The following is a 25,389-nucleotide window of genomic DNA, read 5'->3' on the forward strand; positions in this document are numbered from 1 at the left end:
ACGCATGAATAGTGTTAAAACGTTCATCCTGATCATGGTCATGACCGGGCTGCTGGTTTGGGCGGGCGGCCTGCTGTACGGGGACATGGGCATCGTGCTGGCCCTGGGTTTCGCCATCCTCATGAACGGCGTCAGCTATTTCTTCTCGGACAAGATCGTCCTGGCGGCCTACCGGGCCCAGCTGGTGGGGCCCGCCGACGCCCCGGAGCTGTACGCCATCGTGGCCAACCTGGCCCAGCGGGCCGGCCTGCCCATGCCCAAGGTGGCCATCATCCCCGACGAGACCCCCAACGCCTTCGCCACCGGGCGCAACCCCGACCACGCCGTGGTGGCCGTCACCGAGGGCATCCTCCGGGCCCTGTCCCGGCCCGAGCTGGAGGGCGTCCTGGCCCACGAGCTGGGCCACGTCAAGCACCGGGACATCCTCATCGGCAGCCTCGCGGCGGTGCTGGCCCAGGCCATCATGCTGCTGAGCCGCATGGCCTTCTGGTTCGCCCCCCGGCGGGACGACGACTCCGGCAGCCCCCTCGTGGCCATCCTCGTGATGATCCTGGGCCCCATCGCGGCCCTCCTGCTGCAGATGGCCGTGAGCCGCTCCCGGGAGTACGAGGCCGACGACTACTCCGCCCACCTCACGGGCCGCCCCGACCAGCTGGCCTCGGCCCTGGGACGGCTGGCCGCCTACAACCAGCAGGTGCCCATGCGGGACGCCCAGCCCGCCACGGCCCACATGATGATCGTGAACCCCCTGCGGGGCGGCGGGATCCTTTCGCTCTTCTCCACCCACCCCCCCATGGAGAAGCGCATCCAACGCCTCAACGCCATGGCGATCCAGATGCGGTAGGGTGGGAGCCGATGCGCGAACGGATCGGCAAGTTCGAGATCGTCAAGATGATCGGGCACGGGTCCATGGGCGAGGTGTACCTGGCCAAGGATCCCCTCCTGGACCGCCCCGTGGCCGTGAAGACCATCCGCCTGAACGCGAGCTTCGCCCCGGAGGCCAACGCGCGCTTCGAGCGGGAGGCCCGGTCCGCCGGGTCCCTGAACCACCCCAACATCGTCACGGTCTTCGAATTCGGCGAGGACGAGGGCACCCACTACCTGGCCATGGAGTACGTGGACGGCGAGGACCTGGGGGCCGCCATCCGCGGCGGGGAGCACAGCCGGGAGGACCTGCTGGAGCTCCTGGCCCAGGCCTGCGACGGGCTGGCCTTCGCCCATGACCACGGCATCATCCATCGGGACATCAAGCCGGCCAATATCCTCGTGAGCCGCCGGGGCCGCAGGGCCCAGGCCAAGCTCATGGATTTCGGCGTGGCCGCCGTGGAGCAGTCCGAGCTCACCCAGAAGGGCAACTGGATGGGCACCGCCAACTACATGGCCCCGGAGTACCTGGACACCGGCAAGGCCCTGCCCGCCTCGGATCTCTTCGCCATGGGGGTGGTGCTCTACGAGATCCTCACGGGAGGCCGCAAGCCCTTCGCGGGGGAGACCCCCGCCTCCATCCTGGGCGCCATCCTGGGCCGGCCCCCGGCGCCCTTCACCCCGGAGGAGCTGGCCACCCTGAACCCCGCCCTCCTGGCCCTTGTGGACCGCACCCTGGCCAAGGACCCCGCGGAGCGCTACCCCAGCGCGGACGCGCTGGCCGAGGCCATCCGGGAGGCCGCGGCCTCCCTGGCCCGGGGCCCCGGGGAGGTGCCCGCCGTGCGCACCCTGGTGGTGGGCAAGGGCGGCAAGGGCCAGTGCATGAGCCTGCGGGTGGCCCTGCGCCAGGCCGACCCGGGCATGCGCATCCTCGTCCTGCCCGGCCTCTACCGGGAATCCCTGGTTGTGGACAAGGACGTGACCCTCGTGGGCGAGGGCGGGGCCGCGGAGGTGGTGATCGAGAGCCTTCAGGGCCCCTGCCTCGCCCTGAACGCCGCCGACGTGCGCCTGGGCGGGCTCACCCTGCGCAGCGCCGATTCCTCAGCGGCGCTCCAGGCCCTGCGGGGCCGGGTCCTGGCGGAAGGCTGCGCCTTCGAGGTGGCGGGGGGCCCGGCCATCCAGGTGGCGGGCACCGCGGCGGAACCCACCTTCCAGGACTGCCGGATCGGGGGGGCGGGCCCGGTGGCCGTCCTGGTCGAGGCCCATACCGTGGCGCGCCTGGAGGGCTGCGAAGTGGCCGGGGACTTCCTCGCCGGCGTGCGCGCCGGCGCCGGCGCCCGGGTCCTGCTCCATGGGTGCGCCCTGGGCGGAGGCCGGGGGGTGGGGGTCCACCTGCTGCCCGGTGCCCAGGCCACCCTGGAGGACTGCCGCATTTCGGGACAGGCCGCCGGGGGCGTCGAGGTGGAGGCCGAGGCCCGGGCCGAACTGCGCCGCTGCCGCATCCTGGATTCCGGGTCCATCGGCGTCCTGGCCCTGGAGCGGGGCCAGGCCACCCTGGACGACTGCGAACTGGGGGGCCACGCCCTGGCCGGGGTGCACGGCGCCCACGGCGCCACCCTCACCCTCCGGCGCTGCCGCCTGGCCGGGAACGGGGGCCTGGGGGGCTCCATAACGGACCAGGGGCTGCTGGCCATGGAGGACTGCGAGCTCTCCGGCAATCAGGAACCCGCCGTGCTGGCCCACCGGGGCGCCACCGCGCAGCTGAAGTCCTGCAGGATCTTCGATGGGAAATCCTTCGGGGTCCTGTGCTCCTGGCGGGGCCGCGCCGTCCTGGAGGGCTGCGAGATCTACGGCAACGCCGGCACCGGCGCCAAGGTGGAGCCCGGCGGCAGCCTCCTCCTGGTGCGCTGCGACCTGCGCGACGGCAAGGACACCGGCATCCTGCTCCTGGAGGACGCCGAGGCGACGCTCGAGGAATGCGTGGTGCACCGCAACGCCCGGGGCGGGATCCTGCTGGCCCGGGAGGCCTCCGACCCCATCCTGCGGGGCGGGAACCGGCTGCAGGACGCCCTCATTCGCGAAACCGCCAGCGGCGAGGGGGTGAAGGTCGCACCGGTGAGGAAGGCCTGACCCGGGCGCCCGCCGGGGGACGGCGGAGCGCGGCGGGCGAACCCGGTCCGGCTACTTCCTGAATTTACTGAAGGTGGGCCGCACGAAGGTGAAGAGGTGCACGACGTCGTTCGTGTTCCTGACGACCTTTTTATACGTGACCGTGGAATAGTCGAAATCCTGGGCGTCTTCCACGTTGCTGAACTGGAACCAGTCGCAGTTCGAGCCGTTATTGTTGTTGACCATGATGTACTCGACCTGCGATTTCGCCCAGTCCCTGACCCGGAAGCCGTAGCTTCCAACCTCATCCCTATCCTTGTAGTGGGCCGCGAAAACCATGTCGACGGTCTCGCTCGGGCCGACCAGCCACCCGACATCGGGCATCTTCGCGTTGGCCGGTACGTTATTCGGCACGATCACCGCGACATCCCGGGTCCTGTACGTCATGGGACTGATGTAGAAGGGTTTCGCTGTCGTGTTCTTGAATTGCATCGCGCGGCGATGCACTTCGGCGTCCGCGGAAAGGTTGGGTGCCATGGCCGCGAAGGCGGCGAGGGCGAGCACGGCGGTACGAAGATTGGGCATGGAGCCTCCATGGGGTTGGGTACGACGAATCCACCCCGGGGTGTGCTTCCTCGCGGCGGGTTTCCAGTGCACAAACTATGCGCTATTTATTAAACTGCGCAAGTATTAACAATTATTAATTTTCGGAATCCCCGCCCAGCATCGCGTCCAGGGTCGCCAGGGATTCGGGGCCCACTTCGGTGGAGACGAACCGGGTCAGGTCGGCCTGGGCCAGCAGCAGGGTGGGGTCCACGGCGTCGCAGAGGATGGCGATGGGAATCGCGCCCAGGCCCGCCACCTCGGCCTCGATGGCGCGCACCGCCTCCAGGGGCTCGGCGTCCCCGGCGCGGACCACGGAGAGATCCACGATGCACAGGCGCGGGGGATGCCGGCGGGGCTCCGCGGAGGTGAGGGCGGCAAGTTCGACCAGGGTCCCGGCTACCAGCAGGCGGTGGAAACCCGCCTCCCGCAGCCGCAGCTCCAGGTCGGCCCGATGGGGGCCGCCGGGCATGACCAGGCCCACGGCGGAGGCGCGCCGGCGGAGCCGGCGCAGGAGGTCGCCGGCGGCCATCTGGGCATCGGGGGGCCTCATCTCCGCGGCGGGTTCCAGGGTGCGGCCCTCGGCGCGCAGGGCCACCGCCCCTCCCTCCACCCGGGGACCGGAGCCCCGCTGCAGGCGGTCGCGCACCTCCAGGGCGGACTGGATGAGGGCCTCCTCCTCGGGGGTGAGGGAGGTGAAGTTGACGCCCAGGATCACTTCGCTGCCCCGCTCGGTGGCGTGGGTGCAGATGCCCCGGGCGTCCAGCAGGTGGATGCGGGGGAGGTCCTGCACACGCACCCGGGGGAAGCCCTTGCCCCGTTCGAAGAGGGCGGTGGAGGGCGGGATGCGCACGCCCGTGTCCAGGCGGATGACCCGGTCCACCCGCAGGGCCAGGCCGCCCAGGCTGATGTTCACCAGGGGGCCGGCCACACCCAGGCCCGGCAGGCCGGAATCCTGGAGGATCACGTAGGCGCTCTCCCGGGGCCGGAAGGGGTAGCGCTTGTGCACCCGGCGGTCCGAAAGCAGGAGGAAGGCGGGCCGCTCGAACCGGTACTGGAGGTACCCCTCCCGGGCCAGGAAGGTGATGTGGCCCTCGTACCGCTGTTCCCCCGCGGCGCACAGGAACTGGAAGACGGCGCCCACCAGCAGCTCGTGGGGCAGGGGCCGCACCAGCTTGAGGACCAGGGCCTCCTCCTCCCAGTGCAGGCTCCGGATCGTGGAGAAGTAGGGCAGGGTGCTGGTGCCCTCCACGCGGATGGGGAACTCCGCCTCCGAATCGAAGAGTCCCTGGAAGATGTCCCTCAGGACGGCGGGATCCTCGATGCGGGTGCCGGGATCGGCGGGTTTGCCTGCCTTGAGCTTTGCCATGGCCTGCTCAGTATGTGCCTCAGACGTTGAAAAGGAAGTGCATCACGTCCCCGTCCTTCACGACGTACTCCTTGCCCTCGGAGCGCATGCGGCCCATCTCCTTGGCGCCCTGCTCCCCCTTGTGGGCGATGAAGTCCTCGAAGCCGATCACCTGGGCCCGGATGAAGCCCTTCTCGAAGTCCGTGTGGATGACCCCGGCGGACTGGGGGGCCGTGGCCCCGATGGGGATGGTCCAGGCCCGCACCTCCTTGACGCCGGCGGTGAAGTAGGTCTGGAGGTTGAGCAGCCGGAAGGAGGCCTGGATGAGCCGGTTGAGGCCCGGTTCGGAGAGCCCGGCCTCCTCCAGGAAGAGGGGGCGCTCCTCGGGGGCCAGTTCCTGGATCTCGGCTTCCAGCTTGGAGCAGATGGGGATCACGGGGCAGCCCCGCTGGGCGGCCGCGGCCACCAGGGCCGCGTAGTGGGGGTTGGCCATGGGGTCCGGGATATCGGCCTCGGAGATGTTGCCCACCAGGAGCATGGGCTTGAGGGTGATGAAGCCGAAGGACTTCACCAGGGCGAGGTCCTCCTTGTACAGATCGGCGGTGGAGGCCCAGGCCCCGCCGTCCAGGGCGCCGTGCACCTTCTCCAGGGCGGCGACCAGCTGCTGGGATTCCTTGTTGCCGCTCTTGGCGATCTTGCGGTGGCGCTCCAGGGCCTTCTCGGCCCCGTCCAGGTCCTTGATGATCAGCTCGGTGTCGATGATGGCCAGGTCCCGCACGGGGTCCACGCCGCCCTCGACGTGGGTGACGTCCCCGTCCACGAAGCAGCGCACCACCTGGACGATGGCGTCGGTCTCGCGGATATTGGCGAGGAAGGCGTTGCCCAGGCCCTCGCCCTTGCTGGCGCCCCGCACGAGGCCGGCGATGTCCACGAATTCCTGGCTGGCGGGAAGCACCCGCTGGGGGTTCACGATCGCCGCCAGGTCGTCCAGGCGGGAATCCGGCACGTCCACGACGCCGGTATTGGGCTCGATGGTGCAGAAGGGATAATTGGCCGAGGCTGCTCCGGCCCGGGTCAAAGCATTGAAAAGGGTGGACTTACCAACATTGGGAAGGCCCACGATTCCGCACTGCACTGCCATTCGGTCTCCTTGTCCTGATCCACCAGTGTCTCAGGGCAGGGCTCAGCCGGGAAGGACCCGGACGGTGTAGGCCGAAGTTGTGGTGGCGCCCGCCCCCACCTGGAAGACCCCGGGCTTCTCGCCGAACTCGCCGTCGAAGGCCGCGGGACTGGCGAAGCCCCGCCAGGGTTCGATGCACACGAAGCCCGCGCCCGGCCGGGTCCAGATGCCCAGCTGCGGGAAGCCCTCCCAGCTCACCTCCACCACGGGGGCGCCGGGGGCCGAGTAGCGCAGGAAGCGGCTCTCCACCGGGTTGAAGATGAGGGCGTCCTCCTGGAAGATCTCGTCCCGCAGGGCCAGTTCCCGGTTCTTAAGGGGGCTGGGCTGGTTCCCCGCGCCCAGGAGGCCCCGGGCGTCCAGCACGGGCAGGAAGGCCATTTCGGGCTTCTCGAAGACCATGCGGTGTGATTCCCTGGGTATATCGGGATGCAGGGGCCAGCGGAAGGCGGGGTGCGCCCCGAGGCTGGCGAAGAGGACCGAACCGCCCGGGTTGTGCAGGTCGTACTGCACCCGCAGCTGGTTCCCGTCGATGCGGAAGGTGACGCACAGCTCGAAGGGGAAGGGGTAGGCCGCGCGGGTGCCCTCGTCGTCGCAAAGGCGCAGGGTGACGGAATGCGCGGTCAGGCGCTTGAGGGCCCATTCCCGGTCCCGGGCGAAGCCGTGGCGGCCCAGGGCGTGGTCCCGGCCCTTGTGGCGGAGCCGGTCGTTCTTGAGGGCCCCGACGATGGGGAAGAGATTGGGCGCCTGCCGTGCCCACACCGCGGGGTCGCCGTCCCACAGGAGGTCCATGCCGGAGCCGGTCTGGAGCCGGCAGAGCTCGGCGCCCGCGGTGCGCACCGAGGCGCGGAGCAGGTCGCCTGCGATATGGTACGTGCCCACGGTGGCCTCCCGAACGGTCATCATAGGCCCGGGGGCGCCTAGCGGCAACCGCAGCCCACGTTGTCCAGCACCACGGAGGCCGCGGCCCAGAAGGCCTCCATCTCCTCGGGCTTGCCCAGGGTGACCCGCACGTGGTTGGGCAGGTCGTAGCCGTGCATGGGGCGCACGATGACGCCCGCCCTCAGGAGGTCCTTGAACAGCTCCGGCGCGGGGAGGGCGCTCTCCAGCAGGATGAAGTTGCCGGCCATGCCCGTGGCCTTGCACTTGTGGTTGGCGGCCTCGGTGAAGAAGGCCTGGCGGGCCTCGGCGTTGCGGGCGCGGGAGAAGGCCTCGAAGGCGTAGTCCTGCACCGCCGTCTCCGCGGCCACCTGGGCCAGCATGTTCGTGTTGAAGGGGCTGCGCACCCGCTCCAGGAGGGAGATGAGCTTGAGGTGGCCGACGCCGTACCCGATGCGCAGGGCGGCCAGGGAGTGGATCTTGGAGAAGGTGTGGAGCACGAGCAGGTTGCTGCGCTCGTCCAGGAACGACGCGGCGTCGGGGTAGGTCTCAGGATCCTCGTACTCCGAGTAGGCCTGGTCCACCACCAGGAGGATGTCGTCCCGCAGCTCGCGCACGAGCCGGGCCAGGCCCTCCCGGCCGAGCATGACGCCGGTGGGGTTGTTGGGGTTGCCCAGGAAGACGATGCGGGTGTCCAGCTGCACCGCGCCCAGGATGGCGTCCACGTCCATTTCCGTGGGGCTGCACGGGCACTCGATGAACCGGCCCCCCGCGGTCTGGGTGGCGATGCCGTAGATGGCGAAGGAGTGCTTGGGGGCGACGCCGCTGCCGCCGCCCAGGAGCGCGGCCTTGGCGGCCATCTCGATGATCTCGGAGCTGCCGTTGCCCAGGATGATCTGGCCCAGGTTCAGCCCCCGGCGCTTGGCGATGGCCGAGCGCAGGTAGAAGCCGTCTGAGACGGGGTAGAGCCCCAGCCCCTCGTAGGCGCTGCCCGTGACGGCCTTGATGACGCGGGCCTTCACGGCCTCGCTGGGGCCCCAGGGGTTCTCGTTGCTGGCGAGCTTGACGATGGATTCCAGCGCGAGCTCCCGCTGCACCTCCTGGATGGGTTTCCCGGGGACGTAGAGGGGGATCTGCCGGAGCGTTTCAAAGGCCTGGTTGGACAGCAGAGTCATGGCGGGGTCCTGTGGAGTAACCACTACCATGCCTCCACGCCAAGGCGTAATGCGTCACAACCTGGAAGTATTTTAGGCCGGCCGTTCCGAAAGGACCCGGTCGATGAGGCCGTATTCCTGGGCCTCGTCGGCGCTCATGAAATAATCACGATCCATGTCCTTCATGACCTTCTTGAGGTTCTGGCCCGTGTGCTTGGCCAGGGCGGCGGCGAGGTTGTCCTTCAGGCGCTGGATCTCCTTGAAGGTGATCTCGATGTCCGAAGCCTGCCCCTGGGCGCCGCCGGAGGGCTGGTGGATCATGATGCGGGCGCTGGGCAGGGCGAAGCGCTTGCCCTTGGTGCCGGCGGCCAGGAGGTGGGCGCCCATGGAGGCGGCCTGCCCGATGCAGTAGGTGACGATGTCGTTCTTCACGAACTGCATGGTGTCGTAGATGGCCAGGCCCGCGGTGACGCTGCCGCCGGGGCTGTTGATGTAGATCTGGATGTCCTTGTCCGGGTCCTCGCTCTCCAGGAAGAGCATCTGGGCCACCACGGCGTTGGCGACGGAATCGTCGATGGCGGTGCCCAGGAAGATGATGTTGTCCTTGAGCAGGCGGGAGTAGATGTCGTAGCTCCGCTCGCCCCGGGGGGTTTCCTCGATGACGATGGGCGGATAGTAGGCGCGTTCCATGGGTGCTCCTTCGGGGCTTAGGATACTTGCGTTGCGGACGGCGTGGATAGCCTTATTGTTAATTTATAGATCCCGCCTCCTCCCGCACCTCCTCCACCCAGGCCCGCCACGCGTCGGGTTGGAAGGGCCCGGCATGGCAGTGCAGGAGCCGCCTCAGGCCGCGGAAGCGGGCCGCGGCGGGGGCCCAGAGGGTCTCGGGCATGCGGGCCGCGGCTTCGGCGCAGGCCAGGGAGGCCTCGGGGGTCTGGCACACCAGGAGGGCCTCGTGGCCCGCCAGAAGGCAGTGGCGCACCTTGTCCTCCCAGCTCCATCCCTCCGCCCCGCCCATCTGCAGGTCATCGGGGATCCAGCGGGCCCGCACGCCCCAGGGGTTGCCGGCCACGCAGGGGGCGCTGAGGCTCGCGGGGAGGCCCTGGCTCCGGGGCACCTTGAGGTGGGCCACCATGACCAGGCGGTCCGCGTGGGCCAGGGCCCGGAAGGGGGCGAGGTTGGCGGCGATGGCCCCGGGGTCGAGGGTTTCGGGCAGGCCCACGTGGCTGTCCAGGCGGGTGCCGCCCAGGCCGGGGAAGTGCTTGAGGCAGCCCCGCACGCCCTGGGCCTCCAGGCCTTCCAGGAAGGCGCCGGCGGCGGCGATGGTCTCCTCCGGGTCGGCGCTGGCGCAGCGCCCGCCCAGGGCGGAATCCGGAGCCGGATCGTAGAGGTCGGCCACCGGCGCGAAGTCCACGTTGAAGCCCAGCATGCGCAGCCCCCGGCCCCACAGGCCCCCCCAGCGCCGGCAGGCCTCGGCGCCGCCGCCCTCGAAGGCCGCCCGGAGCCCCGGGGTGAGGCCCACCCACTCCCGCAGCCGGCTCACGGCCCCCCCCTCCTGGTCCACGGCCACGGCCAGGGGGCCCCAGCGCTCCTGGAGCCCCCGGATGAGGGCGTGGCACCGGGCGGGGCCGTCCACGGGGTGGGGGTCCAGGTTCCGGGCGAAGAGCACGACGCCCCCGGGCTGGAAGCCCGGCTGCACCTGCACGGCGTCCAGGCCCGTGAAGCCGGTCCAGAGCAGGCGGTGCGCCGGGGACCGCTCCACGTCAGCGGGGCCGGGCGGCGTCCAGGAGGGCGCGGGCGCGGTTCAGGCCGTGCAGGGCGGCCTCCAGCTGGCGCCGCCAGAGCAGGAAGGCCGGGGTCTCCGGGTGGAAGGAACTGCGCTCGTCGAACCCCACGAAGAGGGCGCCCAGCAGCACCCCGCCGGCCCTCAGGGGAATGAGGTGGCCGTCGGCGTAGCCCCCTTCCCAGGTCCACTCCCCGCCCTCGCCCAGGCGGGACGGGGGGGGCAGGCCCTGGGTGCTGGAGCCCCGGGGGCCCTCGCAGGCCACCAGCTCCCAGGCGTCCCCGGCCGCGGGCAGGAGGACCATGTGGCCGCCGGGGTGCCAGCGGTCCTGGAAGTGGGCCAGGAAGGCGCGGAGGATGGGGGCCTCGTGCACCTCCCCGTGGGAGGCCACCAGGAGGGCGTTGAGGAGCTCCATTTCGCCGATGAGGTCCTGGTTCTCCTTCACCCGCGCCAGCACGCGGCCTTCCAGGTCGCGCTGGTAGTCCTGGAGCTGGCCCACCACCACGGCGTGGTCCAGGGCGCGGTCCAGCACCGCCTCGATCTCGGCCAGGCGGAAGGGTTTCTGGACGAAGTCGTAGGCGCCGAACTTCACGGCCCGGATGGCGGTCTCCAGGGAGGCGTAGCCGGTGATGACCACGCAGAGGGTGCGGGGATCCCGGGCGTGCACCGCGGCGATGAGATCGAAGCCCGTGGGGCCCCCGGGCATGTTGAGGTCGGTGAGCACAACCGGGTAGTGCGTGCGGGACAGGATCGCCAGGGCCGTGTCGGCGTCGGGGGCGTCGTCCACCCGGTAGCCGTCGTGGGTGAGGGCGTCCTTGAGGAAGGTCCTGAGATCCTCCTCGTCGTCCACCAGAAGGATCGGTTCCCGGATCATGCCCGCTCCGGCTCGGCCTTGATCTGGTTCATGGTCAGATCGAAGACCCGGGCCTCCAGGAAGATGCCCAGGGCCTCGCCGTCCAGGAGTCCCGCCCTCGCCTCGTCCTCCAGGATCTCCAGGCTCCGGGGCACCGTGACGGCCACCTTGTAGGGGCGGTCCGCGGCCACCAGGGCGTCGTACACGTCGCAGATGGCCATGAGCTTGGATTGGGGCGGAATGGCCTCGGACTTCAGGGCGCGGGGGTAGCCCATGCCGTTGAGGCGCTCGTGGTGGGCGTAGGCGATGCCGGGCACGTCGGCCAGGGTCCCGGTCCAGGGGATCTGCTTGAGGAACCGGTAGGTCTTGTCCACGTGGCTGTTGATCTCGTCCCGCTCGGCCTTGGAGAGGCTGCCCCGGGGGATTCGCAGGGCGGCGATGTCGGTGGGCTCGAGCACCTTGGTGACCGCGCCGTTCCAGTGGAGGAAGCTCAGCTCCTCCAGTTCGTCCATGGAGTCCACCACCTCCTGGGTGAGGAGCTTGGGCTCGTTGCAGCGCAGCACCAGGTCCGCGATGCGCTGGCTCTCGGCGCGATGGGCGGCCATGACGATCTCGAAGCAGCCCTCCTCGTAGGCCTCGCTGCGCTTCCAGGCCTCCTCCAGGCGCCGGGCCACGGCTTCCAGGTCCCGCTGGTAGATGCGCTGGAGGATGCGCTCCAGGCGCTCGGGCTCCAGCTTCCGGGCCTTGACCAGCACCTGCTCGCGCACGCCCACCTTGCCGAAGTCGTGCAGGAGGCTCGCGTAGCGCAGCTCCTTCACCTGGTTCTCGTTGAAGTGGAGGGGACCGTAGGATCCCGTCGGCGTGCGGTTCACGGCCTCCGCAAGGCCCACGGTGAGGGTGGCCACGCGGTTGGAATGGCCCGAGGTGGAGGGGTCCCGGGCCTCGATGGCGAACACCGCCGCCTGCACGAAGCCCTCGAAGAGCTTCTCGATGTCGTCCTTGAGCTTCACCACCTCGCGCGTGCGCTCGGCTACCCGCTCTTCCAGGCCGGACTGGTAGGCCTCGTTCTGGCGCAGGGCCTTGTAGTGGTTCAGGGCCCGCTGGAGGCTGGCGTCCAGTTCGGCCAGCTTGAAGGGCTTCTGGATGAAGTCGTAGGCGCCGCTCTTGAGGGCCTGGATGGCGCTGTCGGTGGTGGCGTAGCCCGTCATGAGGATGCAGAAGGTCTTGGGATCGATCTCCTGGATGGCCTGCAGCAGGTCCAGGCCCGAAAGGCCCCCGGGCATGTTGAGGTCCGTGAAGATGATGGCGAAGTGCCGGGTGCGGGCCATGTCCAGGGCCACTTCGGCGGTCTCCGCGCCCTCGCACAGGTACCCCATGCTTTCCAGCGCCTCCACCAGGAGGGTCCGGAAGTCCGATTCGTCGTCCACGATCAGGATGTTATAGGTGTCCATAGGGTTCCTGGACACCTATCCTACCCGAAGCTTCATTTGCGGGGGGGCGGGAAGCGGGAAAGCATCGTCTTTACCGCCTGGGACACCTGCTGCTCGGCGTCCTCGGGGTCCGTGAGCCCCGTGAGGGCCCCTTCGGCCACGGCCTGCCAGATGAGCTGGTTGGTCTTGTTGTCCACGATCTCCAGGATGATGCTTCCCTCCCGGTAGCGCCGGGCCTCCGTGAACTGGGTGCCCACCCCGTAGCCCCAGGGCCGCCAGTAGCCCCAGTGGGAGCCCAGGGTCGTGGTGGTGTACACCGTGCCCTGGCGGTAGATCGGATAATAGGTGACCAGCACGTCGGGCTCGGCGGTCTTCTCCACCTTCAGCCCCTTGGCGGCCAGTTCCCGCTCCACGGCGGACCGCACCCGGCGGTCCATGATGGGGTTGCTCACCCCGTCGGACTTGCCCTGGGCCTTCTTGCTGGCGGCGTACCAGTCCCAGGTCTTGAAGGAGGCGTACGGGGCCTGGGAATCGTAGTCGTACTTCACGGTGTAGGGGGTGCAACCGGCGAGCACCGCCAGGGCCAGGGGGAACAGAGCGGCTTTCAGGTTCATGGGGACCTCCGGATCAGTCTATGGATGCGCCAAGGGCGTCAGAGGTTTAAGGCTCCCGTTTTCCCAGAGCATGAATGAGCCATCATGGGCCCAGGGAAGCGCGGTGCCGTTGCCTTCCACTTCATGGGTGTGGAAGTGGCCCGTGATGAAGGTCTGCCCCGGGTGGGCCGCGGCGGCGGCCCGGAAGGCCTCCCGGGGAAAGGCCAGCTTGTAGGCCCGGTTCGTGGTGCGCAGGGACCGCTCCAGCCGGGCGGCAAGGGAACGGGCGGTGGAGCGGGGCAGGGCCCGGGCCACCACCCACATGGCCCCGCTGCGGGAGACCAGGTTCCAGAGCCGGTAGCGCCCGTCGGCGGCGTTGATGAGGTCCCCGTGCTCCCAGGCCAGGGCCTCCCCGGGCAGGCCGCCCCCGATGCCCTCGCCCATGAGATCGAAGCGGTCCGAAAGGCCGTCCAGGAAGTATTCCCGGTTGCCCAGCCAGAACCCCACCCAGCGCCCCTGGCGCCGGCGCTCGTCCACCCAGGCCAGGAAGGCCTCCTGCTGGGGGGATTCCATGCCCGGGATCCCCACCCACACATCGAAGATATCCCCCAGGAAGAGCCAGTCCGCCTCCGGGAGGCGGGCGGTGGCCTCCCCCAGGCCCGTGAGTTCCCCGCCCCAGTGGGGGTCGGCCACCAGCACCAGGGGCCGGGAGGGGTCCGGCCGCTCCGCCCGGCCCCGGCGCCAGCCCAGGGCGGCCATCCACCGCCGCCACAGGAGCGGCAGGCAGGAAAGGGCCAGCCCCGCCACCGCCCCGGCCGAATCCGCGGCCCAGTCCAGCACCGAGGCGTCCCGCCCCGCCACGAAGATCTGATGCACTTCGTCGGACAGGCCGTAGGCCGAGGCCAGCAGGAAGATCGCCAGGTGGCGCCGGTAGGTGGGCGCGCCGCGCCAGGTGGCCCGGGCCGCCAGCTCCATGGCCAGGGCGAGTGCCGCGAACTCCGTGGCGTGGGCCAGCCAGTCCAGGGGATGGGGCAGGGACACGGGGAGGCTGCTCCGGCTGCTGAGCCAGAAGGTGTTGATGGCCAGGGCCAGGGGAAGGATCCAGATCCAGGTGCGCCGCATGGCTCAATCCTAGCATCCGGCCCCGGACGCTTTCAGGACGCGGGGAAAAGGATAGAATCCCAGCATCCCCGAAAGGCCCCCATGACCGAGCGGATCGAATGCGTGGTGATCGGCGCCGGCGTCGTGGGCCTGGCCCTGGCGCGGCGCCTGGCCCTGGGGGGCCGGGAGGTGGTGATCCTGGAGCGGGAGGACCGCTTCGGCACCGGCATCAGCTCCCGGAACAGCGAGGTGGTGCACGGGGGCCTGTACTACGCCCCGGGAAGCCTCAAGGCCCGCCTGTGCGTGGAGGGCAACGCCGCGCTCCATGCCCTGTGCCGGGCCCGGGGCGTGGCCCACCGGCGCTGCGGGAAATTCATCGTGGCCACCCGGCCCGGCCAGGTGGAGGCCCTGGAGGGCCTCCTGGTCCGGGGCCTCGCCAACGGGGTGCCGGGCCTGGCCCTGCTCACCGGCGCTCAGGCCCGGGCCGCCGAGCCCGGCCTGGCCTGCCTGGCGGCCCTCCATTCCCCCTCCACGGGCATCGTGGACGCCCACGGCCTCATGAAGGCCCTCCTGGGCGAAGCCGAGGAGCACGGCGCCAGCCTGGTGCTCCGCAGTCCCGTGCTGGGGGGCGAAGCCGAGGGGGGCGCCGTGCGCCTGGAGGTGGGCGGGGCGGAGCCCCTGGAGATCCTGGCCTCCCGGGTCTTCAACTGCGCGGGCCTGGGCGCCCCGGAGGTGGCCCGCCGCATCCGGGGCCTGCGTCCGGGATCCGTCCCCCCCCAGTTCCTGGCCAAGGGCACCTACTTCGCCCTGGCCGGGCCCGCCCCCTTCTCCCGGCTGGTGTACCCCGTGCCCGAACCGGCCGGCCTGGGCGTCCACCTGACCCTGGACCTGGGCGGCCAGGCCCGCTTCGGTCCGGACGTGGAATGGGTGGAGGAGGAGGCCTACGACGTGGCCCCCGCCCGGGCCGGGGCCTTCTACGCCGAGATCCGCCGCTACTGGCCGGGCCTGCCCGACGGGGCCCTGCGGCCGGCCTACGCGGGCATCCGGCCCAAGCTCCAGGGGCCCGGGGATCCGGTCCCCCGGGATTTCCTCGTCCAGGGCTCCGGGGACCACGGCGTGCCGGGGCTGGTGAACCTCCTGGGCATCGAATCCCCGGGCCTCACGGCGTGCCTCGCCCTGGCGGAGCACTGCGCCTAGGTAATCGTACGTGTCCCGGACGTACGCCCTGTTTCGTCATCGCCGGACAAGCCGGCGATGACGGGGATGGCGGGAGGGACATGGGGCCTGTGCTTCGCCCATTCCCTTCGCTGAGCGTAGGGGAGTCCGGAGTGGAATGGCTCTCCTGGGGGGCCCTGGCGAGGAGGGTGGCTTCCAATGGGTTGGTGGATCCGCTTCGCGTAGCCCCCCTCGGTGCCGGCGGGCGCCGACGCTGGGCTTGCCCATGACCTATTCAGCATTGGCGCGAATCAACCTGCCCGTCGAAAGACGCGAAGAGAGCCCCCCAGGTGGGTCGGGGCCAATGGGTGACAACACAGGCCCATGGATGAGGTGAAAGCCTTCCGTTGCTGCGGGCTTGGCCCGCGGCAACGAACCGGGGCGAAGGTCTGGGACACGTACGACCCGGGGCCCTCAGGGCAGTTCGGGTTCCGCGAAGCGGTCCGGATGGAGCAGCATGATCTCCCGGAACCGCGGCAGGTGATCGAAGAAGGTCCGGGTCAGCAGGGGGTCGAAGAAGACCCCGGCGTTCTCCCGGATGTAGGCCAGGACTTCGGGCTCGGTCCAGGGCATCTTGTACACCCGGCGGTGGATGAGGGCGTCGTACACGTCCACGAGGCAGGTGATGCGCGCCTCGATGGGGATCGCCTCGCCCTTGAGCCCAAGGGGGTAGCCGGTGCCGTCCCAGCGCTCGTGGTGACAGGCGGCGATGCGGGCGCCCATCTGGATGAAGGGGACGGTGGAATTCTTGAGGATATTGGCGCCCATGGTGGTGTGGGTCCGCATGATGATCCATTCCTCTTCCGTGAGGCGGCCGTCCTTCTGGAGGATGCGGTCCGGCACCCCGATCTTGCCGATGTCGTGCATGGGCGCGGCGGCCTGGATGGTCTCGACGCGCCCCTCGTCCCAGCCCAGCAGGCGGGCCATTTCGGCGGCGTACAGGCCGATGCGCCGCACGTGGGCCCCGGTCTCGTTGTCCCGGTGCTCGGAGGCGGAAATGAGGCGCAGGGCCACCTCGTCCCGGGAGGCCTTGATCTCCACGGTCTGCTCAGCCACCCGGCGGGCCAGGATCGCCTCCCGGTCCCGGTACTCCAGCTCCAGCATGCGCCGGCGCAGCGCCGCGGCGACGGCGATGAGGATATCGTTGGTCTTGAAGGGCTTGAGCACGTACCCGTAGGCGCCGTGGCGCAGGCACTCCATGGCCATTTCGGTGTTGTCCATGGAACTGACCATGACGAAGGCGATCTCGGGGATGCGGTGGGCCACGGCCTTGACCAGGGCGAGGCCCGTCATGCCCGGCATCTGGATATCCGAAAGCACCAGGTCCACCTTCTCCCGGTCCAGGAAGGCCAGCGTCTTGAAGGCGTCGGAGGCCTCGAAGCACGTGAACCCGTGCTTCTTCAGGGTGCGCATCACGGCCAGGCGCACGATGTCCTGGTCATCCACCACCAGGATGCGGATGTCCTTGGGCGCGTGGCCGGGCAGGGGCCAGTCGATGGGCAGGGCGTGGGGGCGACCGGAGGGGCTCATTCAAGAGAGATCCTAGCCGGTCCGGCGGGATTTCACGAATGTTTCGCGACCCCCGTGAAGGCCTGGAGGGCCACCCCGAGGATGATCAGGGACAGGGCCCCCCAGCGCAGGGGGGGGATGCTCTCCCCCAGCACCGCCTGGCTCAGGAGGGCGTTGACCAGGAAGCCCAGGGCCAGGAATGGGTAGGCGTAGTTCACTTCCACCAGGTTCAGGGCCCCGGCCCACAGCACCACGCTGAGGGCGTAGCAGCCCAGGCAGGTGAGGGTCCAGGGGTTGAGGCCCAGGCGGAACAGGGAGGGCAGGTCCCAGGTCATGCCGCCCACGGCCTGGAGGCCCTTCTTCATGGCGATCTGGGCGAAGGCGTTGAGGAGCACGCCCGCGAGGATGAGGGGAAGGGCCTTGACGTAGGGGCTCACTGGGATTCCTTTCCGGATTTCCTGCGGATCAGGAGGGCCTCCCCGCCGCCGACGGGCACCCTCAGCAGGACCTCGAACCGGTTGCGGTCCAGGCCCCAGTCGTCCATGTCCCATTCCCGGCGCATGGACACCAGGCGGTCCTCGGGGCCCAGGCCCTCCAGGTCCCGGGCCGTGCGCAGTTCGGGCATGCGGTGGTCGGTGTAGACCATGGCGCCGCTGCGGATGGTCTGCCAGAAGAAGACCCGGCGGCCCCGGATGAGGGGCTGCACGGCCTCGGTCCAGGCCCGGTAGCCCTTGCGGGCGTCCAGGAGGCGGAAGCCCCAGGTGCCCACCACCAGGAAGGTGAGGCCGATGGCCACGGCCGTGTCCCGCACCACGTGGCGGCCTTCCCCGGCCAGCATCCGGCCCACGAGGGACAGGGCCCCCAGGAGGAGGATGGCCGCGCAGACCCGCAGGGGGCCCAGGTAGGGCAGGATCTCCGCCTGGATCTTCGGGCCGCCCGCGCCCAGGAAGGCCAGGGCGCCCAGGGCCAGCCCCGGCGCGGCCAGGGCCCCGGCCAGGATCCCCCCCAGGCGCCGCAGGCGCGTGGGGCCCACGGCCTCCACGGAAAGGGGCTGGAGGAGCGCGGCCAGCAGCAGGGCCAGGAAGGGGTAGATCATGAGGATGTACTTGCCCTGCTTGCTCTGGGAGCAGCTCAGGAGCAGGAAGGGCACCACCGCGGCCAGGATGAGGAAGCGCGCCAGGGGGCTGCGCCGGGCCCCGGTGCCCCGCAGGAAGAGGCCCAGGGCCGGCAGCAGCAGGCTCCAGGGGAAGAAGTCCCCGGCCAGGTACTGCACGTAGCGCCAGAAGGGCTGGACGTGGTCCCAGGCCTTCAGGGCCCGCTCGAAGTTCTGGTGGACGATCATCTGGTAGGCGTAGGCGGCGCCCCCCTTGAGTCCGGCGGCCACGTACCAGGGCGCGATGAGGGCCACCAGGATCAGGAGCCCCCATCCGGGCAGGGTGCGCCGGAAGGCCTTCAGGTCCCGCTCCCAGGCCAGGAAGGCCAGGAGCACGGCGCCCGAGAGCACCAGGGCCAGGGGGCCCTTGGCCAGGAAGGCCAGGCTCAGGGAGACGTAGGCCCCGATGAACCACGTGCGCTCCTCGTGCACGTAGCGGGGGTTGGTCTCGTCCCGCACCAGGAGGTAGCCCCCGATCCAGGCCAGCCAGCCCCAGGCCAGGAGCGCCGTGAAGACCATGTCGATCTGGATGAGCTGGGACTGCCAGAGCCAGAGGGGCGTCGAGGCCAGGATCAGGGCGGCAAGGTCGCCCATGTCGGCCTGCAGGAACCGCGCCGTCCACTTCCGGAACCCGAACATGAAGAGGATGGAGGCCAGCACCGAGGGCAGGCGCAGGGCCCAGGCCGCGATGCCGAAGGTGAAGCCCCGGCCGCCGGTGAGGGCCTCCCCGGTGATGGCCGAGGCCTTCATGAGCCAGTAGAACAGGATGGGCTTCTCGGAATAGGGCTCCCCGTTGAGGTAGGGCAGCAGCCAGGAGCCGCGCTCGCGCATCTCCCGCACGCACTGGGCGAAGTCCGGCTCGTCGGGGCTCCACAGGTCCCGCATGGGCAGGATCAGCAGCAGGCCCAGGGCGAACAGCAGGGGCACCCGGTTGCGCCAGAGCCAGGCCAGGAACCGGTTGCCGGTCGCGGGCGCGGAAGGGATTCTGCAGGCATCGCCGGTATTTTCAAATTCACCCATGCCTTATCCTCCCAGGCCGGGCCGGATCAAGCCAGGGGCTTTCCGCGGCCCATGGGATAATCTGGAACCGATGAACGGCAACCACATCCCCCTAGCCGAGCGCATGCGCCCCCAATCCATGGAGGAGGTGGTGGGGCAGGGCCACCTCCTGGGCCCCCGGGGCGCCCTGACGCGGCTCACTTCCGGGGGGCGCCTGCCCTCCCTGGTCTTCTGGGGCCCCCCCGGCACCGGCAAGACCACCCTGGCCCGGCTCCTGGCCCAGGCCACGGGCCACCCCTTCCTGGAATTCTCCGGGGCCTCGGGGTCCGCCGCCGAGCTCAAGAAGTTCCTCACCGAGCACCGCCAGCAGCCCCTGTTCCGCACCGTGCCCCCCGTGCTCTTCCTGGACGAGATCCACCGCTACAACCGGGCCCAGCAGGACATCCTCCTGCCCAGCCTGGAGCGGGGCGAGGCCATCCTGGTGGGGGCCACCACGGAGAACCCCGCCTTCTACCTGAACCCCGCCCTGCGCAGCCGCTGCCAGCTGCTGCCCCTGAAGCCCATCGAGCCCGGGGAGATCCTCCGGGTGCTGGAGCGGGCCTGGGCCCTGGAACGCCCCGGGGAGGAGGCCCCCCCGGAGGTCCTGGCGTGGCTCTCCGGCTGGGCCGGCGGGGACCTGCGCTCGGCCCTGGCGGGGCTGGAGACCTGGCTGAACATGCCCGTCGCGGACCTGGAGGGCCTCCGGGAGGCGCTGGGGGGCCGGCTCATGTACGACCGCGCCGATGGCCACTACGACCTGGCCAGCGCCTTCCAGAAGAGCCTGCGGGGCTCCGACCCCGACGCGGCGCTGTACTACCTTTCGCGCATGATCCGGGGCGGGGAGGATCCGCGCTTCATCTGCCGCCGCCTCCTGGTGTGCGCCGCCGAGGACGTGGGCAACGCCGACCCCATGGCCTTCGTCATCGCCGAGGCCGCGAGCCGCGCCGCCGAGCAGATCGGCTGGCCCGAGGCCCGCATCCCCGTGGCCCAGGCGGTGCTCTACGTGGCCAACGCCCCCAAGAGCAACGCCACCGTCCTGGCCATCGACGCCGCCATGGCCGCCCCCGACCTGCCGGTGCCCGACGCCATCGGGGACGCCCACACCGCCACGAGCCGCGCCGCCGGCAAGGGCGAGGGCTACTTCTATTCCCACGCCGACTACGACCGCCCCCAGGCCTTCCTCCCCGTGGCCCTGCGGGGAACCCCCTTCTACCAGCCCATCCGCCCCCAGGAACGCAACTGGCGGGACCGCACCGAACCCGACCCCGGGGCCCTGGACGAACGCTGGACCGCCTGGGCCCAGGCCAACCCCGAAGGGGGTGACGTGCCCCTGGACGCCTGGGCCACGGACCTCCACTGCAGCCGCGAAGCCCTGGCTCGCGCCCTGTCCCGCCTGATGGCGGGCTCCTGGAAGCTCGAGCGCCTCCTCCGGGCCCGGCCGGAGCAAGGCTAGTTCCGATACACGCCGTCTCTTTAACCCTAAGTCCAACGGGACGATCATTACTTGGATTGAAGCTGGTGTTCCTATCCACGTGCCGCCTGCCTTGGAGGCATGTTCATCCCCTTCATCCCGTTCATCTGATTCATCCCTGTTCCCGCAGGGCCAGCGATGAGTTGGGGCGGCGCGTCGTGGATCCGCATGCGCCGACCCATCCCAGTTCTGGCCCTGCGGGAACAGGGATGAATCGGATGAACAGGATGAAGGGGATGAGCTGTCGAACTCAGGTTGTTCCCGGCTGTGGAATGACTATCTGATGGCTTCGTTTTTCCGTTCGGCGGGGGGACGCTCGAAACGGGACAGGAGGTCCGTGAGCTGGTACTTCCGGGCCAGGCCCAGGGGCGATTCGCCGGCGGCGTCCCGGAGGCCGGGGTCGGCGCCGGCGTCCAGGAGGGCCTGGATGATGGCGTCCAGGTCCCCGCGGGGATCCCGGGATTCGCGCCATTCCGTCACGGCCACCAGGAGGGGGGTGCGGCCCAGGTTGTCCGTGAGGTTCACCTTCGCCCCCGCGCGCAGCGCCCGCCGGCACAGGTCCAGGTCGTACCGCAGGGCGGCCCAGTGGAGGATGCGCTCCCCCTCGCCGCCCGAGGCCGTGGAGGGGTCGAGGCCGTGGTCCAGCCAGAAGCGGACCCATTCCGGGAAGTCGGACCATTCGGGGTTGAACCCGAACATGGCTTCCTTGACCTGCGGCGGGAGGGCGCGCACGGAGGGGATGGGGTACCAGGGCGGGTCCAGGTTCTCCTCCGGGTGCCTGTAGAGGGCCTCCGCCAGCAGATCGTAGGCCGCCGGGTCCACCGGGACGGATTTCTCCACCAGCAGCGGCACCTTGGCGCGCAGATCCGCCGAACCGGAGCGCAGGATCGCGTGGATGGCGGCCAGGGCCATCCTGGAGGCGCCCAGGTCCATGGCATAGAGTTCCCAGGGCGCCTCCAGCCTGGGCTTGCCCTGGAGGCCGCGGGCCCAGGCCCTCAGGAGGGGGTAGGCCCCCGGGATCTCCATGCGGGCCACCCACGCGGCCGGACCATCGTCCTCGGCCAGGGACCGCAGGGCGTAGTGCCCCGGCCAGAACTCCCAGGCGAAGGCGGCCTCCCCGTCCAGGGTGAAGACCAGGGACCGGAAGAACGGGTTCCCCCGCGCGCCCCCGGTCTCCTTCACGGCCAGGACCCGGTCCTTCTGGGAAACCAGCTCGCAGAGGCGCTGGACCTTGCCCAGGGCCGCATGCCTCCAGAGGGCCAGCTCCCGGTCCAGGTGCGGCGCCTTGCTTTCCGGCCAGGGGAGGTTCAGGACGGGGTCGGGAATGAGGTGGGCGACGAGGTTCAGGAGGTTCTCCGGCCCCCGCTCCACCCCCCGGAGGTTGTGGGTGCGGTCCCGGTAGGCCACCGGAAGGGGATCCCCGGGGAGGTTCACCTGGGAGACGATGGCGCTCCAGGCGTCCCGGGCCTTCTGGGAGGCCTGGTCCTGGATCCGGGGAAAGCTGTGGTAGAAGCCCTGGATTTCCAAGAGCTTTTCGATCCCGTCCGGCGGGAAGCGCTGGAGGAGGGCCTGGAAGCGGGCCTCGGAAAAGACGCCCCGCCGGGTGAAGGCGATGTTGAAGAAGTTGCGCAGGCTGGTTTCGCCGCAATCCGGGTAGGAGGCCCCGTGGTGCCCGGCCATGCCGTAGCTGAGCAATTCCGGAAGGGGGCCCTGGGCATTGTGGGCGTCCAGGAACAGGGCGATCTCGCCGGGGGGGACGGAGGTGGGTAGGCCCGCGGCCTGCTCATCCAGGCGCCGCAGGAACCCCGGCAGCTGGCTGTCCATGAACGGCGGGTCCACCGCGCGGAAGGCGGGCGGGGCCGGACCCAGGAGCAGGTGGGGCATGAAGGCGCGGTACAGCTCCCCCGCTTCGTCCGCCACCTTCCAGGCATAGCCCAGCAGCGCCAGTTCCACGATGCGGGGCGGGTAGGCGCGGCCCCCGTCGGCGACCTCCTGCTGCACGGCCCGGGCGAGCATCGAGGCGAAATCGCCCAGGATGCGGTCGTGGCCGGATCCCGGAACCCCCGTGGGCTCCAGGATCCGCACCGCGTCCCGGCCCAGTTCCTCCACCGCCCGGGAAGGGACCTCCCCCATGCGGGCCTTCCGGACCGTGATGGCCTCCAGCAGGACCAGGATCCGCCGCAACCCCTCCTCGCGGTTCCGGGAAAGGTTCCCGATGGGATCCTTGGTGCGCTGGTTCGGGACGAAATTGACCCCATCCGGGGAAGGGAAGAGGTACTGGATCACCCCCGCCACCGGATCCTGGGGGTGGTCCCGGTCCCCCGGGAGGCCGGGGTGCCGGGGCAGCCCCGTCCGGGGTTCGGGCCCGTAGGCCCCGAAGAACCGCAGGTTCCGCAGGATCCCGGACCTGGCTACGACCATGCCCCAGAGGGGGGAGAGCTCCCGGTGGCCGGGATCCGTCTGCTCATAAAGCCCCGCCGCCTGCTCCACGGGGATCTCCGCGGAAAGGACCAGGCAGAGGGACGCGGCGAGGAGGGCGGGGAGGCGGCGGGAGGGCACGGGGGGCTCCGGATTAATAAATAATTACTGCTCCGGGCCGACCCGAGGTTTCAGGTGGATCGTCCCCCCGGCCGGGCATTGGGCCCGTCCTGGAGGTAGGCGCACCCTTCGCGGTACGCCCTTGGGCAGAACAAATTGCGCTCGCAGGCACCGCAAATGCTCGCGATGTACTCCTGCCGGGCGGTGAGGGGTGGGTGGGGAGGTTCGCTCATCGGGGGCTTTCGGCGATTGCGTTTGAAATTTTCAAGCTGAAGCCCAATTCCAACACGGACGGCCGGGTGAAGTCCGCGCTTATTTATTCCCCTCAGGGAAGTTGTTACCAAGATCACGGGGTGTCCAGGGCGGATCGGGATAACGGGGGAAAAAATGAAACGCTGGGGCGCAGAGGGCTCGCTGGGGCGCTGGGAAAAGAAGGAAAAGCAAGGTGATGCCTAGCGGCAGGTCGGGGAGGCCGGAGGGTTTTCTTTTCCCAGCGCCCCAGCGAGCCCTCTGCGCCCCAGCGTTTTTATTTTTCCCCCGGTTTTCCACGGCTTGGGGTCCAAGCCGGGCCAACCCCACGATTCAAAGGAATCGCGGGGTTGTGCCGGCGCTCCCTGGGGGGCATGCCGATCCCGACCTCTACGCCAGGTCGAACACCATCACTTCGCCCCCCGCCTCGCCCCCGAGAAGGCGCAGGCCGGTCTCCCCGGTCACCGCGGCGCCGTCCCCGGCGGCCAGGGCGACGCCGTCCAGGTCCACGGCTCCCGAGGCCACCTGCACCCAGGCCGCGCGTCCCGGCCGCAGGGCCAGGCTCCGTTCCGTTCCGGGTTCCAGCACCGCCGTCCACAGATCCACGTCCTGGTTCCAGTGCAGGGACCCCTCCCGGCCGCCCCGGCTGGCCAGGAGCGTGAGGCGGCTGCGCCGGTCCTCCAGGGGGAAGGCCTTCTCCTCGTAGCCCGGGGCCAGGCCGGCCCGTTCGGGCAGGACCCAGATCTGGAGGAAGTGCACGGGCTCGGTGTCCGAACCGTTGAATTCGCTGTGGCGGATGCCCCGTCCGGCGGTCATGCGCTGGGCGGTGCCGGGCGGCAGGGCATGGCGGCCGCCGGTGCTGTCCTCGTGGGCCAGGGCGCCCGAAAGCACCCAGGTGAGGATCTCCATGTCCCGGTGCCCGTGGGTGCCGAAGCCCTGGCCGGGCTCCACCCGGTCCTCGTTCAGGACCCGCAGGGCCCGGAACTGCTCGTGGGCGGGGTCCTGGTAGTCGCCGAAGGAGAAGCTGTGCGAGGTGTCCAGCCAGCCGAAATTGAAGTGCCCGCGTTCCTTTGCCGGTCTCAGGGTGATCATGGGACCTCCTTCCGGGACCAGTATACATGTTTAAACATCTATTTCAAGGACCGGCCCCCGAGTTCGCTGGCAGGGGCTTGACGCGGGGACTATGTTGGAGGTGTCTCCAGGAGATGCCACATGATCCATCGGGTGATCGTCGGAGTGGATTTCTCGGATGCCTCCCGGGCCGCCCTGGCCAAGGCCGCCGCCTGGGCCCGCACCTTCGGGGCTCCCCTGGTGGCGGTGCACGTGCTGCAGCCGCCGGCGCCCATGCTGCCCGAGGCGCAGATCGCCCTGCCGGACCCGGCCTGGCTCCAGTCCATGGAAGCCCACGCCCGGGACCACCTGGGGCAGTGGGTGGGCGATCTCCCGGGCACGGCCCTGGAGGTGAAGTGGGGCAGCCCCGCCGAGGAACTGGTGGCCCTGGCCGACGCGGATTCGCTGCTGGTGGTGGCCCAGGTGGGGCATTCGGGCATCGAGCGGCTCCTGTTCGGATCCACCGCGGCCCGCGTCGTCAAGCACGCCCCCTGCGACGTGCTGGTGGTGAGGCAGGGGAAGGTCCGGTGATGCGGGCCCTGGTCACCGGGGGCAACCGCGGCATCGGCCTCGCCACGGCCCAGGGGCTGGCCTCCCGGGGGCTGGAGGTGGTGCTGGGATGCCGGGACGTGGCCGGGGGCGAGGCCGCCGCGGCCGGGATCCCCGGGGCCACCTGCCTGCCCCTGGATCTGGCGGATGGGGTCTCCGTGGCCCGGGCCCTGGCGGCCCTGGGGCCCGTGGACGTGCTGGTGAACAACGCCGGGGTGTGCCCCGAGGGCAAGGTGCTGGAGGTGGCTCCGGAGGTGGTGCGCCAGGCCTTCGAGGCGCACGTCTTCGGGCCCCTGGCCCTCATCCGGGGGGTGCTGCCGGGGATGCTGGCCCGGGGCTACGGGCGCATCGTGAACCTGAGCTCGGGCTGGGGCTCCTTCGGCGAGGGCCTCTCGGGCCCCTTCGCCTATTCCGTCTCCAAGGCGGCCCTGGACGCCCTCACCCTCTCCATCGGCCGGGAGCTTTCCGGGGACGTGAAGATCAACGCCTGCTGCCCGGGATGGGTGGCCACGCGCATGGGCGGCCCCGGGGCGACGCGGACCCCGGAGCAGGGCGCCGACACCCCCATCTGGCTGGCCACGCTGCCCCCGGACGGGCCCAACGGGGGCTTTTTCCGGAACCGCGAGCCCATCCCCTGGTAGCCCCGGCCGGGCAAGTAAGGCA

The 25,389-nt window shown here is 70.3% G+C and carries 22 protein-coding genes; 6 read left to right on the plus strand and 16 right to left on the minus strand.

Annotation, left to right across the window (positions count from 1 at the left end):
• Positions 1-4: 4 nt before the first annotated feature.
• Together R2J76_RS06410 and R2J76_RS06415 are read left to right on the plus strand one after the other, a co-directional pair.
• Positions 5-844: a zinc metalloprotease HtpX gene (locus R2J76_RS06410; RefSeq protein WP_316414986.1), complete on the plus strand. Its 840-nt coding sequence runs from the start codon at positions 5-7 to the stop codon at positions 842-844.
• Between the two features lie 11 nt (positions 845-855).
• Positions 856-2,994 carry a protein kinase domain-containing protein gene (locus tag R2J76_RS06415; RefSeq protein WP_316414987.1) on the plus strand — a complete coding sequence of 713 codons (2,139 nt, stop codon included), beginning with the start codon at positions 856-858 and terminating at the stop codon, positions 2,992-2,994.
• A gap of 51 nt (positions 2,995-3,045) precedes the next feature.
• Here the strand turns inward: R2J76_RS06415 and R2J76_RS06420 are convergent, their stop codons facing one another.
• The 11 genes from R2J76_RS06420 to R2J76_RS06470 form a co-directional block, all read right to left on the minus strand.
• The gene (locus tag R2J76_RS06420; RefSeq protein WP_316414988.1) at positions 3,046-3,558 is read right to left on the minus strand and encodes a hypothetical protein; all 513 of its coding nucleotides are present in this window, start codon (positions 3,556-3,558) and stop codon (positions 3,046-3,048) included.
• A gap of 115 nt (positions 3,559-3,673) precedes the next feature.
• The gene (locus R2J76_RS06425; protein WP_316414989.1) at positions 3,674-4,945 is read right to left on the minus strand and encodes a PilZ domain-containing protein; all 1,272 of its coding nucleotides are present in this window, start codon (positions 4,943-4,945) and stop codon (positions 3,674-3,676) included.
• Between the two features lie 19 nt (positions 4,946-4,964).
• Complete coding sequence (gene ychF / locus R2J76_RS06430; protein WP_316414990.1) at positions 4,965-6,065, minus strand: redox-regulated ATPase YchF; 1,101 nt, start codon at positions 6,063-6,065, stop codon at positions 4,965-4,967.
• Positions 6,066-6,107: 42 nt separating this feature from the next.
• Positions 6,108-6,983 (minus strand): aldose 1-epimerase family protein, encoded by an 876-nt coding sequence (locus R2J76_RS06435; RefSeq protein WP_316414991.1) that lies wholly within the window; start codon positions 6,981-6,983, stop codon positions 6,108-6,110.
• Between the two features lie 38 nt (positions 6,984-7,021).
• The gene (locus tag R2J76_RS06440; protein WP_316414992.1) at positions 7,022-8,155 is read right to left on the minus strand and encodes a pyridoxal phosphate-dependent aminotransferase; all 1,134 of its coding nucleotides are present in this window, start codon (positions 8,153-8,155) and stop codon (positions 7,022-7,024) included.
• Positions 8,156-8,227: 72 nt separating this feature from the next.
• Positions 8,228-8,824: an ATP-dependent Clp endopeptidase proteolytic subunit ClpP gene (gene clpP / locus R2J76_RS06445; RefSeq protein ID WP_316414993.1), complete on the minus strand. Its 597-nt coding sequence runs from the start codon at positions 8,822-8,824 to the stop codon at positions 8,228-8,230.
• 58 nt (positions 8,825-8,882) lie between these two features.
• Positions 8,883-9,896 (minus strand): glycoside hydrolase family 3 N-terminal domain-containing protein, encoded by a 1,014-nt coding sequence (locus R2J76_RS06450; protein WP_316414994.1) that lies wholly within the window; start codon positions 9,894-9,896, stop codon positions 8,883-8,885.
• 1 nt (position 9,897) lies between these two features.
• Positions 9,898-10,791, minus strand: coding sequence for a response regulator (locus R2J76_RS06455; RefSeq protein WP_316414995.1), 894 nt, complete (start codon positions 10,789-10,791; stop codon positions 9,898-9,900).
• A complete protein-coding gene (locus R2J76_RS06460; protein ID WP_316414996.1) occupies positions 10,788-12,221 on the minus strand; it encodes an HD domain-containing phosphohydrolase in 1,434 nt (477 codons plus the stop codon). Before R2J76_RS06460 ends, R2J76_RS06455 begins: the two co-directional genes overlap by 4 nt.
• Before the next feature lie 32 nt (positions 12,222-12,253).
• On the minus strand, positions 12,254-12,814 hold the full coding sequence (locus R2J76_RS06465) for a DUF4136 domain-containing protein (RefSeq protein ID WP_316414997.1): 561 nt from the start codon (positions 12,812-12,814) through the stop codon (positions 12,254-12,256).
• 18 nt (positions 12,815-12,832) lie between these two features.
• Positions 12,833-13,915, minus strand: a complete 1,083-nt coding sequence (locus R2J76_RS06470) for a VanZ family protein (protein WP_316414998.1) — start codon at positions 13,913-13,915, stop codon at positions 12,833-12,835.
• An 81-nt stretch (positions 13,916-13,996) separates the two neighbouring features.
• Between R2J76_RS06470 and R2J76_RS06475 the strand changes: the two genes are divergently transcribed.
• Positions 13,997-15,091 carry an NAD(P)/FAD-dependent oxidoreductase gene (locus R2J76_RS06475; RefSeq protein WP_316414999.1) on the plus strand — a complete coding sequence of 365 codons (1,095 nt, stop codon included), beginning with the start codon at positions 13,997-13,999 and terminating at the stop codon, positions 15,089-15,091.
• Between the two features lie 432 nt (positions 15,092-15,523).
• Here the strand turns inward: R2J76_RS06475 and R2J76_RS06480 are convergent, their stop codons facing one another.
• From R2J76_RS06480 to R2J76_RS06490, 3 genes are read right to left on the minus strand one after another with little or no spacing between them, the layout of a single operon-like run.
• Positions 15,524-16,639 (minus strand): HD domain-containing phosphohydrolase, encoded by a 1,116-nt coding sequence (locus tag R2J76_RS06480; protein WP_316415000.1) that lies wholly within the window; start codon positions 16,637-16,639, stop codon positions 15,524-15,526.
• A 32-nt stretch (positions 16,640-16,671) separates the two neighbouring features.
• Positions 16,672-17,055, minus strand: coding sequence for a DMT family transporter (locus R2J76_RS06485; protein ID WP_316415001.1), 384 nt, complete (start codon positions 17,053-17,055; stop codon positions 16,672-16,674).
• A complete protein-coding gene (locus R2J76_RS06490) occupies positions 17,052-18,791 on the minus strand; it encodes an ArnT family glycosyltransferase (RefSeq protein ID WP_316415002.1) in 1,740 nt (579 codons plus the stop codon). The genes R2J76_RS06485 and R2J76_RS06490 overlap by 4 nt, the downstream gene beginning before the upstream one ends.
• 70 nt (positions 18,792-18,861) lie before the next feature.
• On the opposite strand from R2J76_RS06490, the gene R2J76_RS06495 reads away from it, so the two are divergent.
• Positions 18,862-20,262: a replication-associated recombination protein A gene (locus R2J76_RS06495; RefSeq protein ID WP_316415003.1), complete on the plus strand. Its 1,401-nt coding sequence runs from the start codon at positions 18,862-18,864 to the stop codon at positions 20,260-20,262.
• A gap of 294 nt (positions 20,263-20,556) precedes the next feature.
• Here the strand turns inward: R2J76_RS06495 and R2J76_RS06500 are convergent, their stop codons facing one another.
• Together R2J76_RS06500 and R2J76_RS06505 are read right to left on the minus strand one after the other, a co-directional pair.
• Positions 20,557-22,839 carry an ankyrin repeat domain-containing protein gene (locus R2J76_RS06500; RefSeq protein ID WP_316415005.1) on the minus strand — a complete coding sequence of 761 codons (2,283 nt, stop codon included), beginning with the start codon at positions 22,837-22,839 and terminating at the stop codon, positions 20,557-20,559.
• 618 nt (positions 22,840-23,457) lie between these two features.
• Positions 23,458-24,159 carry a pirin family protein gene (locus R2J76_RS06505; protein WP_316415006.1) on the minus strand — a complete coding sequence of 234 codons (702 nt, stop codon included), beginning with the start codon at positions 24,157-24,159 and terminating at the stop codon, positions 23,458-23,460.
• 120 nt (positions 24,160-24,279) lie between these two features.
• On the opposite strand from R2J76_RS06505, the gene R2J76_RS06510 reads away from it, so the two are divergent.
• Together R2J76_RS06510 and R2J76_RS06515 are read left to right on the plus strand one after the other, a co-directional pair.
• Entirely contained in the window at positions 24,280-24,708 is a 429-nt protein-coding gene (locus tag R2J76_RS06510; RefSeq protein WP_316415007.1) for a universal stress protein, read from the plus strand.
• On the plus strand, positions 24,708-25,367 hold the full coding sequence (locus R2J76_RS06515; protein WP_316415008.1) for an SDR family NAD(P)-dependent oxidoreductase: 660 nt from the start codon (positions 24,708-24,710) through the stop codon (positions 25,365-25,367). The genes R2J76_RS06510 and R2J76_RS06515 overlap by 1 nt, the downstream gene beginning before the upstream one ends.
• The last annotated feature ends 22 nt before the right edge of the window (positions 25,368-25,389 follow it).

Source organism: Mesoterricola silvestris (assembly GCF_030295405.1).
Taxonomy (GTDB): domain Bacteria; phylum Acidobacteriota; class Holophagae; order Holophagales; family Holophagaceae; genus Mesoterricola; species Mesoterricola silvestris.